The organism is Streptomyces sp. NPDC037203 (assembly GCF_055605065.1).
In genome coordinates this window covers 243597-259308 of the sequence record NZ_JBVJUC010000012.1, presented here as the reverse complement: position 1 = coordinate 259308, position 15712 = coordinate 243597, and the positions used below count along the sequence as shown (strand labels likewise).

Annotated in this window: 16 protein-coding genes and 1 pseudogene; 6 read left to right on the top strand and 11 right to left on the bottom strand. The window is 69.1% G+C overall.

The window, feature by feature from the left end; genetic code table 11:
- Positions 1 to 692 precede the first annotated feature (692 nt).
- The 3 genes from ACZ7EC_RS28300 (at position 693) to ACZ7EC_RS28290 (ending at position 4089) form a co-directional block, all read left to right on the top strand.
- Positions 693 to 3224 carry a helicase associated domain-containing protein gene (locus tag ACZ7EC_RS28300; protein WP_471066947.1) on the top strand — a complete coding sequence of 844 codons (2532 nt, stop codon included), beginning with the start codon at positions 693 to 695 and terminating at the stop codon, positions 3222 to 3224.
- Positions 3224 to 3433 (top strand): hypothetical protein, encoded by a 210-nt coding sequence (locus ACZ7EC_RS28295; protein ID WP_471066945.1) that lies wholly within the window; start codon positions 3224 to 3226, stop codon positions 3431 to 3433. The genes ACZ7EC_RS28300 and ACZ7EC_RS28295 overlap by 1 nt, the downstream gene beginning before the upstream one ends.
- Before the next feature lie 455 nt (positions 3434 to 3888).
- Positions 3889 to 4089 carry a hypothetical protein gene (locus ACZ7EC_RS28290; protein WP_471066944.1) on the top strand — a complete coding sequence of 67 codons (201 nt, stop codon included), beginning with the start codon at positions 3889 to 3891 and terminating at the stop codon, positions 4087 to 4089.
- Positions 4090 to 4234: 145 nt separating this feature from the next.
- On the opposite strand, the gene ACZ7EC_RS28285 is transcribed toward ACZ7EC_RS28290, so the two are convergent.
- From ACZ7EC_RS28285 to ACZ7EC_RS28275, 3 genes and pseudogenes are all read right to left on the bottom strand, one after another.
- Entirely contained in the window at positions 4235 to 5017 is a 783-nt protein-coding gene (locus ACZ7EC_RS28285) for a transposase (RefSeq protein WP_471066942.1), read from the bottom strand.
- Between the two features lie 206 nt (positions 5018 to 5223).
- A pseudogene (locus tag ACZ7EC_RS28280) lies at positions 5224 to 5768 on the bottom strand (transposase family protein); the annotation flags it as partial.
- Between the two features lie 185 nt (positions 5769 to 5953).
- Positions 5954 to 6844, bottom strand: coding sequence for a PhzF family phenazine biosynthesis isomerase (locus ACZ7EC_RS28275; RefSeq protein ID WP_471066940.1), 891 nt, complete (start codon positions 6842 to 6844; stop codon positions 5954 to 5956).
- A 94-nt stretch (positions 6845 to 6938) separates the two neighbouring features.
- On the opposite strand from ACZ7EC_RS28275, the gene ACZ7EC_RS28270 reads away from it, so the two are divergent.
- Positions 6939 to 7838, top strand: a complete 900-nt coding sequence (locus ACZ7EC_RS28270) for a LysR family transcriptional regulator (protein ID WP_458242065.1) — start codon at positions 6939 to 6941, stop codon at positions 7836 to 7838.
- Positions 7839 to 7919: 81 nt separating this feature from the next.
- Here the strand turns inward: ACZ7EC_RS28270 and ku are convergent, their stop codons facing one another.
- The gene (gene ku / locus ACZ7EC_RS28265; RefSeq protein WP_471066938.1) at positions 7920 to 8849 is read right to left on the bottom strand and encodes a non-homologous end joining protein Ku; all 930 of its coding nucleotides are present in this window, start codon (positions 8847 to 8849) and stop codon (positions 7920 to 7922) included.
- A 368-nt stretch (positions 8850 to 9217) separates the two neighbouring features.
- Positions 9218 to 10159, bottom strand: a complete 942-nt coding sequence (locus tag ACZ7EC_RS28260; protein WP_471066936.1) for an alpha/beta hydrolase — start codon at positions 10157 to 10159, stop codon at positions 9218 to 9220.
- Positions 10160 to 10289: 130 nt separating this feature from the next.
- On the opposite strand from ACZ7EC_RS28260, the gene ACZ7EC_RS28255 reads away from it, so the two are divergent.
- Together ACZ7EC_RS28255 and ACZ7EC_RS28250 are read left to right on the top strand one after the other, a co-directional pair.
- Positions 10290 to 11279 carry a GlxA family transcriptional regulator gene (locus ACZ7EC_RS28255; RefSeq protein ID WP_471066934.1) on the top strand — a complete coding sequence of 330 codons (990 nt, stop codon included), beginning with the start codon at positions 10290 to 10292 and terminating at the stop codon, positions 11277 to 11279.
- A gap of 160 nt (positions 11280 to 11439) precedes the next feature.
- Entirely contained in the window at positions 11440 to 11754 is a 315-nt protein-coding gene (locus ACZ7EC_RS28250) for a hypothetical protein (protein WP_471066932.1), read from the top strand.
- A gap of 57 nt (positions 11755 to 11811) precedes the next feature.
- On the opposite strand, the gene ACZ7EC_RS28245 is transcribed toward ACZ7EC_RS28250, so the two are convergent.
- The 6 genes from ACZ7EC_RS28245 to ACZ7EC_RS28220 form a co-directional block, all read right to left on the bottom strand.
- Positions 11812 to 12222, bottom strand: a complete 411-nt coding sequence (locus tag ACZ7EC_RS28245) for a hypothetical protein (RefSeq protein ID WP_471066930.1) — start codon at positions 12220 to 12222, stop codon at positions 11812 to 11814.
- 304 nt (positions 12223 to 12526) lie between these two features.
- The gene (locus ACZ7EC_RS28240) at positions 12527 to 13240 is read right to left on the bottom strand and encodes a hypothetical protein (RefSeq protein WP_471066928.1); all 714 of its coding nucleotides are present in this window, start codon (positions 13238 to 13240) and stop codon (positions 12527 to 12529) included.
- Positions 13237 to 13464: a pRL2-19 gene (locus ACZ7EC_RS28235; protein WP_471066926.1), complete on the bottom strand. Its 228-nt coding sequence runs from the start codon at positions 13462 to 13464 to the stop codon at positions 13237 to 13239. The genes ACZ7EC_RS28240 and ACZ7EC_RS28235 overlap by 4 nt, the downstream gene beginning before the upstream one ends.
- Before the next feature lie 138 nt (positions 13465 to 13602).
- On the bottom strand, positions 13603 to 13791 hold the full coding sequence (locus ACZ7EC_RS28230; protein ID WP_471066925.1) for a hypothetical protein: 189 nt from the start codon (positions 13789 to 13791) through the stop codon (positions 13603 to 13605).
- 412 nt (positions 13792 to 14203) lie between these two features.
- Positions 14204 to 14770: a hypothetical protein gene (locus tag ACZ7EC_RS28225; protein WP_471066963.1), complete on the bottom strand. Its 567-nt coding sequence runs from the start codon at positions 14768 to 14770 to the stop codon at positions 14204 to 14206.
- A gap of 115 nt (positions 14771 to 14885) precedes the next feature.
- Positions 14886 to 15236, bottom strand: a complete 351-nt coding sequence (locus ACZ7EC_RS28220) for a hypothetical protein (protein WP_471066923.1) — start codon at positions 15234 to 15236, stop codon at positions 14886 to 14888.
- Positions 15237 to 15712 lie beyond the last annotated feature (476 nt).

Genomic DNA, 15712 nt, shown 5'->3' with positions numbered 1-15712 from the left:
CCCGCGGAGCGGGACCCTTCGGGCTTCGCCCGAAGCAGCGAACCGGGGCGCTGCGCGCCCCGGCCGCTCCCGCTCCGCGTGAGCGGCTGCGGCTCGCTTCGCTCACCGCCAGGCGGCACGCGCTCCGCGCGCCCCGCCAACTGCAGGGCATCCGGCCCGCGTTGCGGGCCGGGGCTGGCCTTCGGCCGGCCCCGGTGGCCTCCGCTGCGCTCCAGCCACCAGAAACGCAGCTGGGGAGGGGCGGGGTGCGGCCTCAACTCTCGTACGGGGTAAGGCGTGTCATGCTCCGCGGCCCACCTATGGGCCCTGCGGCCCGTGGGAACAGCAAGGAGAGGGAGGGGTGACGGGTGGTCGGGAGAGTGACGAGTCGAACCGGGCAGTGCGGGGGGCGAGTTGACCGGCCGTCAGGCTGCTTTCGGGGGGGGTGGTCATAAGGCGACAGTGACAGGGTTAAGCCACGTTCGAGGGGTCTTCTCGGTTCTGAGTGCTTCATTTTGAAGCATGAGATAGGGTCTGGACTCAGATGGCAACACCACTAAGGGGGCTGGGCCGTTTTTCGATCATGTTCCCCCTCTGCTGGTTCGAGGCGATAACCCGGTTCCAGTGAGGTCTACCGTAGCCGGTGACGTGCACTCTACGTTCAGGTTTCCCGTTCACTGCCCAGCCAAGAGCCCAGGAGAAGGCAGACGGATATGTCGACCACAAGCCGAACGGATCAGCGTGAGGCGGCGCAGCAGGAAGCAGTTGACGCGGTGGTCCGTGCCCTCGAATTGCCTGCAAGATCGCTTGTGCCCGAGAGGGGGCTCCGGACTCAGGTGATCATGGCCACCGGGTCCGGCAAGACTCGGGTCGCGGCCCGCAGCGCGGAGAAGCTCCGTGCGGGCCGCGTGCTGGTGCTCGTCCCCTCGCTGGACCTGCTCACCCAGACCGAGGCCGCGTGGCGCGAGGCCGGCCGCACGGGCCCGATGATCGGGGTTTCGTCCCTGCGGGGCGAGGACGTGTCCTTCCCCAACACCACGGACGTGGCAGAACTGGTCGACTGGGTGCGGCCGTTCGACAAGGTCACCGTGTTCGCCACCTACGCCTCTCTCGGTCTCGGCACGCTGGAGCGCGCCCACAAGGCCGGCCTGCCGGGCTGGGACCTGATCGTGGTCGATGAGGCGCACCGGACTTCGGGTCGGCTGGGCAAGCCATGGGCGGTCGTCCATGACAACACCCGCGTCCCCGCCCTGCGGCGGCTGTACATGACCGCCACGCCCCGGCTGTGGCAGCTGGACGAGGATGCCGAGGGCGCGCCGGGTGAGTTGGTGGCGAGCATGGAGGACGACCCGGACGGTCCGTTCGGTGCGCGTTGCTTCACGCTGACCCTCTCGGAGGCGATCGACCGGGGGATCTGTGCCCCCTACCAGGTGGTGTGCGTGGACATCACCGACACGCAGCTCCAGGCCGCGCAGCTCCTGGGCACTGAGGGCCGCTCGGACGAGGTCCGCGGGGCCCGGCTCGCTGCCCTCCAGACCGCGCTGGTGAAGGCGTCGTCGGAGGAGGGCTTTAGGCGCACGCTGGTCTTCCACCACGTCGTGAAGGAGGCCGAGGCGTTCGCGGCCGGCCTCCCGGAAGTCGCCAAGCGGCTGCACGCTGCGGACCCCGAGCTGTACCCCAAGACGATCTGGGCGGACTGGCTGTGCGGCGAACACAAGCCCCTCCACCGGCAGCGGGTCCTCGGGGAGTTCGCGACCGGGATCGCCACGGACGGCACCGTCGTGGAGAAGGGCTTCCTCGGCTCGGTGAAGGTGCTCGGCGAGGGCGTCGACACCAAGAACTGCGACTCCGTGTACTGGGCAGACGTACGCGGCTCCATGCCCGACCTCGTCCAAGCCGTCGGCCGCGCCCTACGCATGCACCCAGGCGAGGGCAAAGTCGCCTCCCTCGTGGTGCCGGTCCTGCTCGGCCCCGGCGAGACAGCGGACAACATGCTCACGTCGCGCGCGTTCGGCGGGCTGGCGAAGCTGCTAGAGGCACTCAGAGCACACGACACCCGCGTGGTGGAGCAGCTCGCCGAGCAGCAGGCCCCGAGCGCCTACAAGCCCGTCCAGAAGGGCGCGCAGGGCCAGGAGAGCCGTGGCGAGGAGAACGGGTCCGGCGGCCCGTCGGCCCCGGCGCGGAAGCTGCTGAAGTTCAGCACGCCGCGCGACCCGGCGCAGCTGGCCGCGTTCATCAACCTGCGGGTCCTCAACCCCGAGCACGAGCACTGGCGGCGCGGCATCGAGGCCGCCGTCATCTACGCCCGCGAGCACGGCGACCTCAAGGTGCCCTTCACGTACCGGGTGCCCGGCGGCCAGGACCAGGCGGTGGAGGCCGAGGGGTGGCCGGCCTCGCTCGCCGATTTCCCACTGGGGCAGTGGATCGCCGACGCCAGGCGGTTCTACGCCCGCGACGACATGGACAAGGACCGCATCGAACAGCTGGAGAAGCTGGGCATGGTGTGGTCGCACTACGACGTCGCATGGGAGGAAGGTCTCGCGGCCGCGCGCGGATGGGCCGAGGAACACGGGCACCTCCTGGCCCCGACGGATGCCACCTTCCAGGGCTACCGGGTGGGCATCTGGCTGAAGAACGCGCGGGCCGCCGCCCGCAGGGCGCGGGAGATCGAGCAGCGGCGTGCCGAGGGCCTGCCGGTCGCGTCGTCGGCCGGGGCACTGTCGGACGAACGGCGCGAACAGCTGGAGGACATCGACCCCGCCTGGTGCCCAGCCTGGCCCGTCGAGTGGCAGCGCGTCTTCCACCTCGTCCGGCACCACCTCGAGGCCGGCCACCCGCTGCCCACCGAGCCCGGCGACGTCATGCACCAAGGCGAAGACCTCGGCCGGTGGGTGCGCTCGGTCCGCCTCGGGTGGGACAACCTGACGACCGTGCAGCAGTGGATGTGCGAACAGGTCCTCGGCATCACACCCGCGGCCGAGGACGAGAAGCCGCCCCCGCGGCGTACGCAGGCCGACAAGTGGGCGATGAACTACGAGGCCGCCAAGCAGTTCTACCAGCGCGAGGGACACCTTCGGGTACCGCGCAAGCACGTGGAGACCATCGTGGTCGACGTCCACGGCGAGGACCAGCAGGAGCGGGAGCTCCGGCTCGGGGCATGGATCGGGAACCAGCGCAGCCGGGCCGCCACACTGTCCCCGGAGCGGATGGAGCTGCTGTCCGCCATCGGGATGCGCTGGGCGTGATGGTGGGCGTCACCGTCACCGTGGCGACCGCGCTCGCGACCGGCGGGCGGTTACGTCCGTGGCGGGGCCTGGGCGGCAGATCAGGCCCGCTTCACCGGGGCGTGGGTGCTGGCCATCAGGCCGTCGTCGTTCTGGTCCACGCCGCCACCGCGCCACGCATCAGCTGGCGGATCATGCGCACCCCGGCCAACCCGTTCAGCGGCGGCTGACTTCGTGTCTCTGTACGGCGGCCCTCGTTTGCAGGGCATGCATGCACGCACGACAGCCGCAGTGCTCGCCGCCACCGCGGCATCCATCGGGATCGGTGTCGCCGCAGCTCCTGCATTCGCCGGAGGAGTCGGTGACTTTCTCTCGCCCGCCTTCGGGGACAGCTGCTTCAACCTGAACAACGGGGCAAGGGCCGAAGGTGCAACTGCACACGGGACCGGCACCTTCGGAGGGAACATCGGACGTCTGCCGTTGGCGAGCGCGCTCAACCAATGTGGTGGCGCAGACCTGCCTGGAGCAAACGAGCGGGGCTTTGTGGGGCCAATGGGCATGGCGTCACAGGAGAAGGATTCCGAGCAGCAGGAGTAGCAGCAGGATGTGCGCCTGATCCGGCAACAGCTGAGGAGAAAACGGCCTCTTATGGCGCCGGGGCCGTGTACTGGGGCAGCATCGCCGCATGGTCAACTACGTGCCCTCACCTGACGAGGTCGCCGCCGCGCAGTCCCCCAACGGCGGTTGGTCGAAGAAGCAGCTTGCCGACTGGGGCGTCCCCTGGCCCCCGCCGGCGGGCTGGCGCAAGCACCTCGAGGCGAAGTGGCGGGGCGAGGACGTCGGGCCGCTGCCCCGAGACGATCCGGACCAGGACGCCCTGTTCTGACCCTGACCGACCAACTCGTCCCCGCCCGAAGGCTGCCGACCTACCGACAATGCCTGTCGCAGGCCAATTGATCCTTCGACGGTGGACTAACGAGCTCGTGCACGGTAAGCGGTGAGACGTCGAGGATGGCGGTGGGGCTCGGTGTTCACTTCTGCCGTGCCGACGTCAGGTCCGCGGTCTGCTGGTGAGACAGCAGACCGGCGACGGCCTGGATCGTGTCGCTCATGTGCTCGCGGCTTCCGAGGTGGCGAGCCAGGGCTCGCCAGTTCTTCAGGTGGGCGATGCCGTGCTCGACCCGGATCCGGCGTGAGGAGTGTGCCTTGCGCTGTCGTTCGTGCATCTCCTCGTACCAGTCTGGGGCGTTTTTCTTGAACTTGCGGTGTGGTGGTGTCACCACCCGACCGCCGGTCTGGGCGCCCAGGCCCTGGTAGCCGGCGTCGGCGAGGACCTCGACCGCAGGTCCCTCGGCCAGGAGCTTGACCAGCCCTAACTGGCGGGCGTGGGTGATGTCGGCGCAGCTCGCGGGCCGTGCCGGGCTGCACCACAGCACGCGCCCCTCGCCGTCCGTGACCACCATGGACTTGACGGCGTTCTGCTTGTTCTTGCCCGAAATGAACTTGTCGCGGTCCTTGCGTCCGGAGGCCGGCCGGCGTACCCGGATCTCGGTGCCGTCAATGATGCCGGTCGACCCGCTCACACCGAGGTGGTCGACTACGTCGGCCAGAGACCGCAGCCGCACGCCGGGGCTGACGGTGCAGCCTCGCTCAGCGAGCAGGGGCCGTACCTCACCGATGGCCCTGGTGATGGTGGAGCGATCCACGCCGAACCAGCAGGCCAGCACGTCGTGAGTGACCCCATGCCGAAGATGGACGAGCGTGGCCAGAAGCCGGTCGACGAACACCAGCCGATGCTTCGCGCCTGCGCCCACGGCCCGTTTCCGCGGGCGGGAAGTGAGCCGGGCCTGGTGGCGCCCATGCCACAACGCACCTATCTCAGCTACGAGTTCAGCAATCACGTCAGCCGACAGGCCCGTGATTCTCCGGTCGCTGATGATCGCTGCACGATACGCGTTCCCCACCACATGACCATGATCGCCGATCAGGAGCCCGACGTCTCACCGCTTACCGTGCACGAGCTCGTTAGCTCGGTATCGACCTCGAGCATGGCCGCCAGGACCTCGCGTTCACCGAGCTTGGGGCTGGCCAGGGCCCACAGAATCGGCATGCCGGTCGGGGTGCAGACCAGATACAGGCGCAGGCCCCACGGGAGGCGCAGTAGCCGTAGCCGGGCCAGCCTGCCAGGTCCGAGCGTTTGACGGTCGGACGGGACATGCCGCACGGCACCGGAGTGGAGTCGGTGATCCAGACCGTGTCGGTCCAGAAGTCGCTGTCCCGGGCGAGTTCCCGGATCATGCGCTTCACCAGTGGAAGCGCCGTGCGCAGTCGCTTGTTGTAGCCCGCGCGCTGGGGCAGATACGGGAACATAGCGTTCAGGTGCTTGCGTGCGTAGCGCAGCCAGCGGGCCTCGGAGTGGTAGCCGAGGAGCGCCTGCGCGACCGCGAGGCAGACGAGTTCGGAGTCGCTGAGCAGGGGCGGACGACCCATCCATCGTGCTCCCCCGATCTCGTCGTCGATCTTCACGTACAGTGCGGTCGAGAGGGTCTCAAGGTCGGTCGTCACAAACTGATCATTGAGACCCTCACTCCTTTCGCGCGGCGGAATTGCGGATCTACTCGTCTACGGGAGAGTCGCCTGCAGGGCACGCAGAGTTCCTCGACTGTGCGTACGGCGTGAGTGACAGTGGACGGTGCACCCCCCAACCGACCTCTATCGCGCGAACGTTGTGTGTATCGCCACCGGTTCGCTCAGGCCTCTTCCGCGCCGGTGCTCGCGCTTGCGTCCACGATCGCCACTGCCTGCCCGCTCACTCGCACGCGCGGGTCCTTGGGGGAGGCCTCGACCCGGAGAAGGCTGGGCCGGCCGAGATCCTCGCCCTGGCGGATGGTGAACGCACCGGAGGGCGGGAGGGCGCCGAGGACGCGCAGATAGCCGCCGAAGGCGGCGGCCGCGGCGCCGGTGGCCGGATCCTCGACGACACCGCCGATCGGGAAGGGGTCGCGGGCGTGGAAGAGCTCGGGGGCCTCCCGCCAGACCAGCTGGAGGGTGGTCCAGCCGTGAAGGCGCATCACCTCGGCCAGAGCATCGAAGTCGTAGTCCAGGGCCGCGAGACGCTCGCGGGTGGCCGCGGCCAGGACCAGGTGCTCGTTACCGCCGAAAGCGACATGCGGCGGCAGCGCCGGGTCAAGGTCCTCCGGGGACCAGTGCAGGGCCGCCAGTGAGGCGTGCACCTCCGCTTCGCCCGCCGGCCGGGAGCGGGTGGGGACGCTGGTGAGCGTCGCCGTCACCGAGTGTCCGGGCGCTACCGAGGTGTCCAGGGCGATCTCACCCACCGGCGTGTCGAAGACGAGGGGGCCGGGGCCGATCCGCTCGGCCAGTGCCACCGCGGTGGCGACGGTCGCGTGACCGCAGAAGGCGACCTCCGCAAGTGGGCTGAAGTAGCGCAGCCGGAAGCGGCGCGCCGCCTGGTCCGCCGCGGTGACGAACGCGGTCTCCGAGTAGCCGACTTCGGCAGCGGCCGCCAGCATGGCGGCATCGTCCAACGCCGTCGCGTCAAGCACGATACCGGCCGGGTTACCGCCGGCGGAGTCGGTGCTGAAGGCCGTGTAGCGCAGGATCTCAGGGTGTGTCTGACTCATGCCCCTACCGTGGCACCGCACAGACATCCATACAAACGATGGATCCTGATCATTCCCATCGCCATCCACGATGGCAAAGGCTATCGTCGACACCATGGACACCCGACTGCTGCGCACCTTCGCCACCGTCGCCCGGACCGAGAACCTCACCGCCGCAGCAGAGCGCCTGCACCTCGTCCAGTCCACCGTGACCGCCCACGTGCAGGCGCTGGAGAAGGAACTCGACCTGCGCCTGTTCGACCGACTGCCGCGCGGAGTGGTCCTCACCAGCGCCGGCCGCGAGGTGCTGGCGCAGACCGAAGAAGTACTGGAGGCCGAGTCCCGGCTACGGGCGGTCGCCGCCGCGGCCGGCGGCGCAGACGGTCAGGTGACCGGACGCGTGACGCTCTCGGCCGGCGAGACGCTGGTGTCCGCGCGACTGCCGGGAGTCATCGCCTCCCTGCGCCGCAGCCACCCCGGAGTCGAGGTGGACCTGCGCACGATGGGCACCGCAACCGCCGTCACCGCGCTCCGTACCGGCGAGCTGGATCTTGCCCTCCTGCTGGAAGACGAGGCGGCTTTCCGCGACATCGAGTGCACGCCGCTTGCCCGTGAGCCGCTGGTGCTCGTCTGCTCCCCCGAACACCCCGCCGCCGCCCGCAGCACCACCGACTGGGCGGAGCTAGCCCGCGAGGACTACTTCCTGCACGAGCAAGGTTGCTCGTACAGCGACCGCTTCATCGAACAACTGCTCGCCGCCGCGAAGGGCACACCGCCCCGGATCACCCGTTTCGGCAGTCTGGAAGCCGCCAGGTCCTGCGTGACCGCAGGTCTCGGCCTCAGCCTGCTGGCCCGCGCCAATGTCACGGACGCGCTCGCGGCAGGCCGCCTCACACAGGTGTCCGGCCCGCAGTTCCCCGGCGTCACCGTCCAACTGGCCCGCCATCGCCGACGCTGGCTCTCCCCCGCGGCCGCCGCGCTCACCACCGAACTACCACACCACTTCCCACACTGAGCGCACAGCTGCGTCAGCGGACAGCGAGCCCGGCCGGCCTGTCACGCTCGTTCAACTACTGATCACTTTGGAGCTACTCGTCTAGGCGCTGCGGGGTCGGCGGGGTCGGCTGCCTGACGTCTTCTTCGCGGCTGTCTTCTTGGTCGCGGTCTTGCGGGGCGGCTGCTTCTTGGCCGCGGTCTTCTTCGGTTTCGGCAGCTCGTGCACCTCGGCCGGACCGGCGTCCTGGCCGCGGGACGCCTTGGCCTTGCTCACCGATTCCTGGAGGGCAGCCATCAGGTCCAGGATCTGGGCCGGCTGCTCCGGCTCGGGCGCCTCAGGCAGGGGCTTCTCCTCGCGCTTGGCCTCGATGATCTCGGCGACCGCCTCGGTGTAGCGGTCGTGGAACTCCGGCCCCTCCAACCGGTCGACGGTCATGGTGTCCATCAGAGCGAGCGCGCCCTCGATCTCCGCCTCGGACACCTGCACCGGCGGCGGCAGCAGCTCGGCGGGATCGCGGATCTCGTCCGGCCAGCGCATCGCGTGGAGAACCAGGACGTCGTCCGTCACCCGCAGCAGCCCCAGCCTCTCCCTGCCGCTCCAGGCGTACTTCGCGACCGCCACCTTGGCCGAGCGGCCGAGCGCCTTAACGAGAAGCTTGTACGGCTTGGCCGCGACCTGCCCGGCGGGCTGGAGGTAGTAGCCGTCGGAGATCCGCAGCGGGTCGACGGACTCCAGCGGCACGAAGCCGTCGATCTCGATCGCCCGCGCCGTCGGCAGCGGCAGGTTGTCCAGGTCCTCGTCGGTGACCGGGATGACCTGCGTCTTGGTGATCTCGTAGCCCTTGCCGATCTCGTCCTGCGGGACCTCGCGGTCCTCCAGCTCGCACACCTTCCGGTAACGGATCCGGCCCTGATCGGGCAGGTGGTACTGGTGGAAGTGAATGCTGTGGTCCTCGGTGGCGCTGACCACGTTGATCGGCACCGTCACCAGGCCGAAGCTGATCGCGCCGCTCCAGATCGTCCGGGGCATGGGCAGACCTCCGCTCACCCCGAGCAACACCAGACTACGACCGACGCACCGGGCATGTGCGCCGCCGATCCACCAGACGGAGCGCCCGTTCCCCGCTTCCGCTGCGGTACGGCGTGGCGGGCCGTGCCGATGGGACATCATCATGCGATGGCGCGCACCACCTGCACAGGTGCTCCTCCGGCCTGATCCAAACGGAAGGCCCTAACCCCCCGACCGTCTCGCGGCACGTCTCCGCGTATGCCCGTACCAGCGGACGCCCCCCGGCCTCGCGCCGCCAGGCCAGCGCGTACCGGCTGGGTCCCACGCCGCTGACCGGGTGGGTGACGACCCAGCCCAGGCTGATCAGCTCGGGGCCTGAAACCCGCAGATCAGGGGTGCAGGGCGTCGTGTAGGGCGCGTACTTGGTCGGCCAGGCTGCGTTCGCTGATGCGGGCGGAGGGGAAGAGGATGTCGAAGCCGTGGACGGCGCCGGGTACTTGGACGAGTTCGGTGGTGACACCGGCGGCGGACAGGCGTGCGGCGTAGTCGCGGCCCTCGTCGCGCAGTGGGTCGATCTCCGCCACGGCGATGTAGGTGGGCGGCAGTGCGCCAAGGTCCGTGGCGCGGATCGGGGAGGCGTAGGGGTGGGGGTGGGTGTCCTTGGCGTAGTACTGCCAGGCCAGTTCCATCGCGCCCCGGTTGAGGACGGGGGTGTCGGTGAACTCGCGCACCGAGGCTGAGGTCAGGCTGCCGTCCACGCCCGGGTAGGTCAGCAGCTGGAAGAGGATGTGCGGGCCTGCCTGGTCGCGGGCGCGCAGCACGGTGGAGGCGGCGATGTTGCCGCCGGCGCTGCCACCGGCAACGGCGATGCGTGCCCGGTCGCCGCCGAGTTCGGCTGGGTTGGCGGCGATCCAGAGCAGGGCGGCGTAGGCGTCGTCGGCCGCGGCGGGGTAGGGGTGTTCGGGGGCGAGGCGGTAGTCGACGGATACGACGACGGCCCGGGCGTCGCGGGCGTAGCGCAGGGAGCGTCCCTCCTCGGCCTCGGGGGATCCGTAGGTGAAGGCGCCGCCGTGGATGTAGAGGATCACGGGCAGGACTTCGGTGGTGTCGGGCCGGTAGACGCGCAGCCGCAGGTCTCCTCCTGCGGGGCCGGGGATGTGCAGGTCCCGCACCGTGACCTGGTCGTCGGCGGGGGTGTCGGGGTAGGCGCGCAGGAGTGCGTAGCGCTGGGGGTCGGCGAGGACGGCGTCGAGGCCGTAGACGGGGAAGATACCGGTGTCGGCGGTCTCCAGCAGGGTCTGGATCTCGGGGTCGACTGCGGGGACGGGCATGGCTGGATGGCCACCTTCCGGGTGCGGACCGGGTCGTGCCCGGTGCTGGTGTGCGGAACTGACCTCAGTCTCTGCCGATCCCCAGCGACGCAGAAGTGGCCCTGGGGCCACCATCTGCAACTATTGGGCCATGACCGTTGCGACACCTCATCATGTGGCCGTTCTCGCCCTCGCGCCGGTGGTGGCCTTCGACCTCAGCATCCCGGCCCAGATGCTGACCGGGGTCGAGACCCGGGCGGGACAGGCGGCCTACGAGGTGCGCACCCTGTCCCCGGACGGCTCGCCGGTGCCGACGGTGAACGGGTACGGCGTCACGCCGCAGGGCGACCTGTCCCTGCTGGAGCACGCCGACACGGTGATCGTCGCGGGGACCCGCTGCCCGGACGTGGTGGAGAAGGGAGCGGTGGACGCCGGTGTCGCGGAGGCGTTGCGTGCGGCCCGGCAGCGCGCCCGGCTGGTGTCCTTGTGCACCGGCTCGTTCGTCCTCGCGGCGGCCGGCCTGCTGGACGGCGGCCGGGCCGCGACCCACTGGCGTTATGCCCAGCAGTTCAGGCGGCTCTTCCCCACGGTCGACCTCGACACCAACCCGTTGTACGTCGCCGATCGCGGGATCCTGACCTCGGCGGGCGGTGCGGCGGCCATCGATCTGTGCCTGCACCTGATCCGGGAGGATCATGGCAGTTCCGTGGCGAACCGCGTGGCCCGGTACAACGTCGTCGCGCCGATGCGGGACGGCGGGCAGGCTCAGTACATCGAGCACCCGGTCCGCGAGGACGCGGGGACCTCGACAGCCGACGCACGGGCGCTGATGACGCAGCACCTCGACCGGCGGCTCTCCCTCAAGGACCTCGCGGCGCAGTGCCACATGAGCGTGCGGACGTTCACCCGGCGGTTCCGGCAGGAGACCGGGCTCTCCCCCGCCGCCTGGCTCTCCTCCGCCCGCCTGAAGCACGCGCGCCACCTGCTGGAATCCACCGAACTGCCCGTGGACGACATCGCCACCAAAGCCGGCCTCGGCAGCGGGACGAACCTGCGCAAACACATGCGCAACACTCTGAACACCACCCCCAGTGCCTACCGCAGGGCGTTCCGCTCCTCCCCCGCCACGCATACGCCGTAGGACCGTGTCTCGCCGGCCTCCATGCCTGCCACCTCGTACGACACGTGCCGTCGCGCGAGTCGGCAAGAGACGGCAGATGCGACGCTCCCCATGCGGCGCCTCAGGCATCACCCCAGCGGTCTGCCCCGCCCCTGTCGCGTCCCTGCCCTGAGAGTCGGCCGTGGGCCGGGCGGCCTGCGGCCCGGTGCAGGGCGAGCGCCGGCAGGGCGTCAGGGGCAGGGCCAAGCGGCAGGGATTGCAGAAGGGCCTGCAGGCCCTCGCGGCGAACATCCGCGCCGATGCCGAGGACCGGTACGACAGCGCGGAGCGCGGGTGGCGCTCCGGTGTCGAGCGGGCGCTGCTGTGGATCGAGAACACCACCGGCCAGCTGACCGAGGGCAGGCCGGGCGCCGGGGCCCAAGCCGTGCGGGCTCGCCGAGGATGGGATGTCCGACTCGGCGGCGCCGTACTGGCGCTTCGAGCCGACGAAGACTGACCGTCCCGCAATACCTGCTGAGTCCTGGACGGCCTCCGCCTACCCGGAGGGAAGCTCTCAGGAACGACCGAGGCGTTGGGGCGCGGTGTTGACTCGCCGCTCAACCACTTCGGCGATCGCCTGGTACTTGGGGCCGCAGGTGGTCAGCTGAAGTTGTTCGTAGTTGCAGGTGGTGAAGCGTAGTTCGATGAGGCCTGTCCGGGCCTCATCGTCGAGGCGGATCCAGTTCTTCATCGTCTCTGGTGGGTAGATGGCGTCCAGGTGATCGGCGCGGGATACGGGCAGCCCGAACTCCGCGTCCGTGACCGCTTCGACCAGGTCTTGCATGTGGTGCCGGATTCCGGATCGGTGAATGATGTCGAGGCACCAGCGCACAGGGTCGCTGCCTTCGTACCCGTTGATGCCCAGCCCCTTGTAACCGGTGACAGCATCGGCTGCGGTGAGGGTGTGGTGGGTCGAGACGCGCACGGTGACGCACCGGCAGGTACGGGCAGAGCAACCCCTCACGCGGGCGATGCACGGGCTACGGCGGGCGGTCACCGGACAGCATGTGACGACTCAGGCCGTGACGCTGCGGCAGGAAGAACGCGAGCGCTGGTCGGCATCCGCTCTGGCGAATGACGTCGCGCGGGGACATGCGGTCATCTCGCTGACCACTGTGGCCGGTGAGCGGACTCCGCCGATCCTGACCAGACTCGCGACTGATCCCCCGGAAATGAGTGGAGGGGCCGTGGCGAATGCCAGGGCCCCTCCGTTCATTTTCGGCGGCTCGTCAGTTCTCGGCTTCTTCTCCGTCTCCATCGGAGGGGGAATCGGTTGCGGGCGATGGTATGGCCGGGGGTGTGAGGCCGAAGGCTGATCGGATCTTTGCTCCGACCCCAGCCGCTGTAGCGCTTCCAGCCTCGGTCAGAACCGGGGCAACGAATTTAACCAGGAACAGTCCGCCAACATAGGCGCCGGTTAGGGCGATTCCCCCGCCGTCGTGTCCCCAAGTGACCCCGATACCAATTGCGGATGCCTGTTCGGCGACTGTCCGCAGGGGCAGCCACTCTGACGGCGGAGAATTGAAACGAGGCACTAATGCCTCATCACTCAATAGTGCAGAGTAAACGATCGAAGAAATCGAACTCTGTTGCTGCACATGCCTCACGTCACGGAACATCTGACGTGAAACGTGCAGAGCGAACACGCCGAACGCCATATCTACATCATCGTAGAAACGGCCAATGTCCCTCCCCCGTACGCGCCTCATGGACGCTCCGCCATCGCGGCTCGTCATTTGCCTGATGAAGGCAATCTCGACGTCAGTGAGATGGTCGTCAGTCCCGCTGACCTCCAATACGCCGAACTGCTCGGCAGACGTTAAGGCCAGATCCACCCGCAGCGTCACAGATCGTCGCTGCACCCGGTTTCGGAAGGATTCTGCGGCTTCGTCACCATGACCGGTAGCGGGGCCCGAATAGCGGGGGTCGTCGGGGCGCGTCATCGGGTCTCCACCCCGCCTTCCGAGGTGGTGGGGCGGGGCTGGACGGCGACGCGCAGGGAGCCGTCGGGCTGCCGCTCGGCGGGGAGGGCATGCCATCCTCGGGGGCCTGCGACGGCGTCGGGGTCGAGGGCGTCAGCGGGGAGGGTGATGGAGCCGCCGTGCTGCATGAGGATGGCGACCAGGGCGACGTGCGTCCACTCTGCGGGTGTGCGGGGCTGCCTCATGAGGTGATTACTCTCTGTGTGTGGTGGTGTTGCGTGTCGCGTGTCGCAACAGGGCAGGGGGCTCGGTTCGGGCCCCCTGTGGGGCTCTGACGGGCCCCCTTTCCGGTGTTGCGACACGCGACATGCAACAGGTGTCGGTTACGCAGCGCGATGGTCCTCGGCGGAGACGTAGGCGACCTGGCCGCTGCCCCGGTCAACGCGGACGACGTAGCCGTAGGCGACCCAGCGGTGCAGCGTGGTGCGGTCGCGGGCGTACTCGGGGTGGTCCTTGATGGCGTCGGCGAGCGCGCTGACGCTGAGTCCCTCGGTGCCGGCCTGCCGCAGCACCTCCAGGGCCTGGACCTGCGCGCGGTCGGTGAGCGTTCGGGCATTCGGGGCCAGCGATCGTGGCGTCCTCGCTGGACGACGACCCGCAGGTCCACGACGAGTGCGCCGCAGCTCGGGCTGTGGCACGGGCGGGGGCCGGTCACCGCGTAAACCACCTACGCCTCCCTGCCAAGCAACCTGACCTGCGTGTACACGAGTCGTGGGCATGGCCCGGGCTGCGCTGCACCTCCTTCCGGAGGGTTCGCCGAGGCGGCCCCCGCATCCAGCCGGCCTCCTCCGCCCCGGGGCCGAGGCGGTCCCGGATGCCGCTGGCAGCCCATCAGGATCCGTGACTGAAACACGAAACATCCCCGAATAAAAACCCGCAGCAAGGTGTTTTGCAGTCCGCCACATTTACACAGTCCTCTCCCATTCATCTTTCTGCTGCTGACGAATTTCTACCTGAGCCCACTTGCTGGCGTACCTCCACCTGTTCAATCTCTTCAATGCGCTGTCGTGCCGGAGGGCCCGGATCGCTGCCGAGAGCCAGCGGTCGAGGTTGGCTACGGGAACGTTGCAGGCCATGAGATAAGCGATCGCCTGCAAGGGGTCGCCGGGCAGGGTGACACCGTTGATGATGCGGCGGGCGGTGCTGGCGGGCAGCCTGCCGGGGCCAGCGGCCCGCTCCATCTCCGCCGGGGGTGGGGCAGCCAGCCCATATGTGCTGGTCGCGCAGTGCCCGGCTGAGGTCGGCCGGGGTGGAGATGAGGGCGGGGTCGGGGGCCTTGTGGACGTAGTGCGGCGCCCGGGTGGCCTGGCGTGCGGAGACCCACAGCCGATATGCGCAGGTGCCGGGTTCGCTGATGCGCACGAGCCACGTCTCAGTCGCCGTGACGACCGCGATGAAGGCGAGGACGGTCTCCCAGGTCGGGACCGAGGCGCCGGAGGCGGCGCGCTCGAGTGTCGCCTTCGACCGCGTGCCGTTCGTCTTCCTGGCCATCTGCTCGTAGGTCATGCCGGCGTCGGCCTTGAGGCCACGCAGGAAGTCGGCGAGCCTCGCGCGCGCCGGAACGGTTCGGTCCACGGGCTTCTCGGGGCGTCCCATAACGGTCGCCTCAGTTTCCCGAGGTGAAGTAGGCGCGCATGAAGCGGCCGATCCGGCCTCCCGTGCCGCAACCTCCGGTCACCACCATCACGACGACTACGGCGCCGGTGAGACCGGCGCCCGCTATGAGGAGCAGGACGTCGCGGGTGTTCTGGGCGGGCGGGGCGAGGATCGCCGCGGTGGCGATGCACGCGATGATCACGAGCGCGCGCGACATGCCGAAACGGACGCTCGTGGAGGTGGTCTCAAGCACGGAGGACGCCGTCTCGGTGGCCATCGTGCTCGTGGCAGTGGCGTCGGTGCCGGACGCCGTCGGTATAGCGGCCGTACTGCTCGCCGCAGTGGAGGGCTTGCTGCCCATGAGGTCTCCCTAATCACCGTCCGGCGATCAGAAGATCGCCGGACGGTACTGCTCGGCTCCAACCATTGATCTCTCCGTGTGCCAGCGGGAGTTGGCGCTCCCCACACGCAAAAAGACCTGTTGTCTCAAAGAGTGGCAGCCGGTACGGCACCAATGACAGTGGGACAGACAGTTGGCTCACCAGCGCGCCAAAGCGGCGTCGACGTACACGAACACCACCAGTGATGCTGGCGTGTGTGACGGACGTGAGGTATGCCTAAGGGGAACGTCGCAGGTCAGAGCCCTGACCGGAGTCCTACCATAGGAAACCGACAATGGGTTCCGGACGCACAACGACGTGTCGCGGGCAAGGACATGAGTGTGGCCCCTGCCGCTGTCGTCGGCAGGGGCCACATTGCGTGGCGGCGAGCCTCCTCCGGCAGGGCCGCCTTGATCTTGTTCACCGTGGTCGCCGACCGCCCGGCGAACTACCCGAT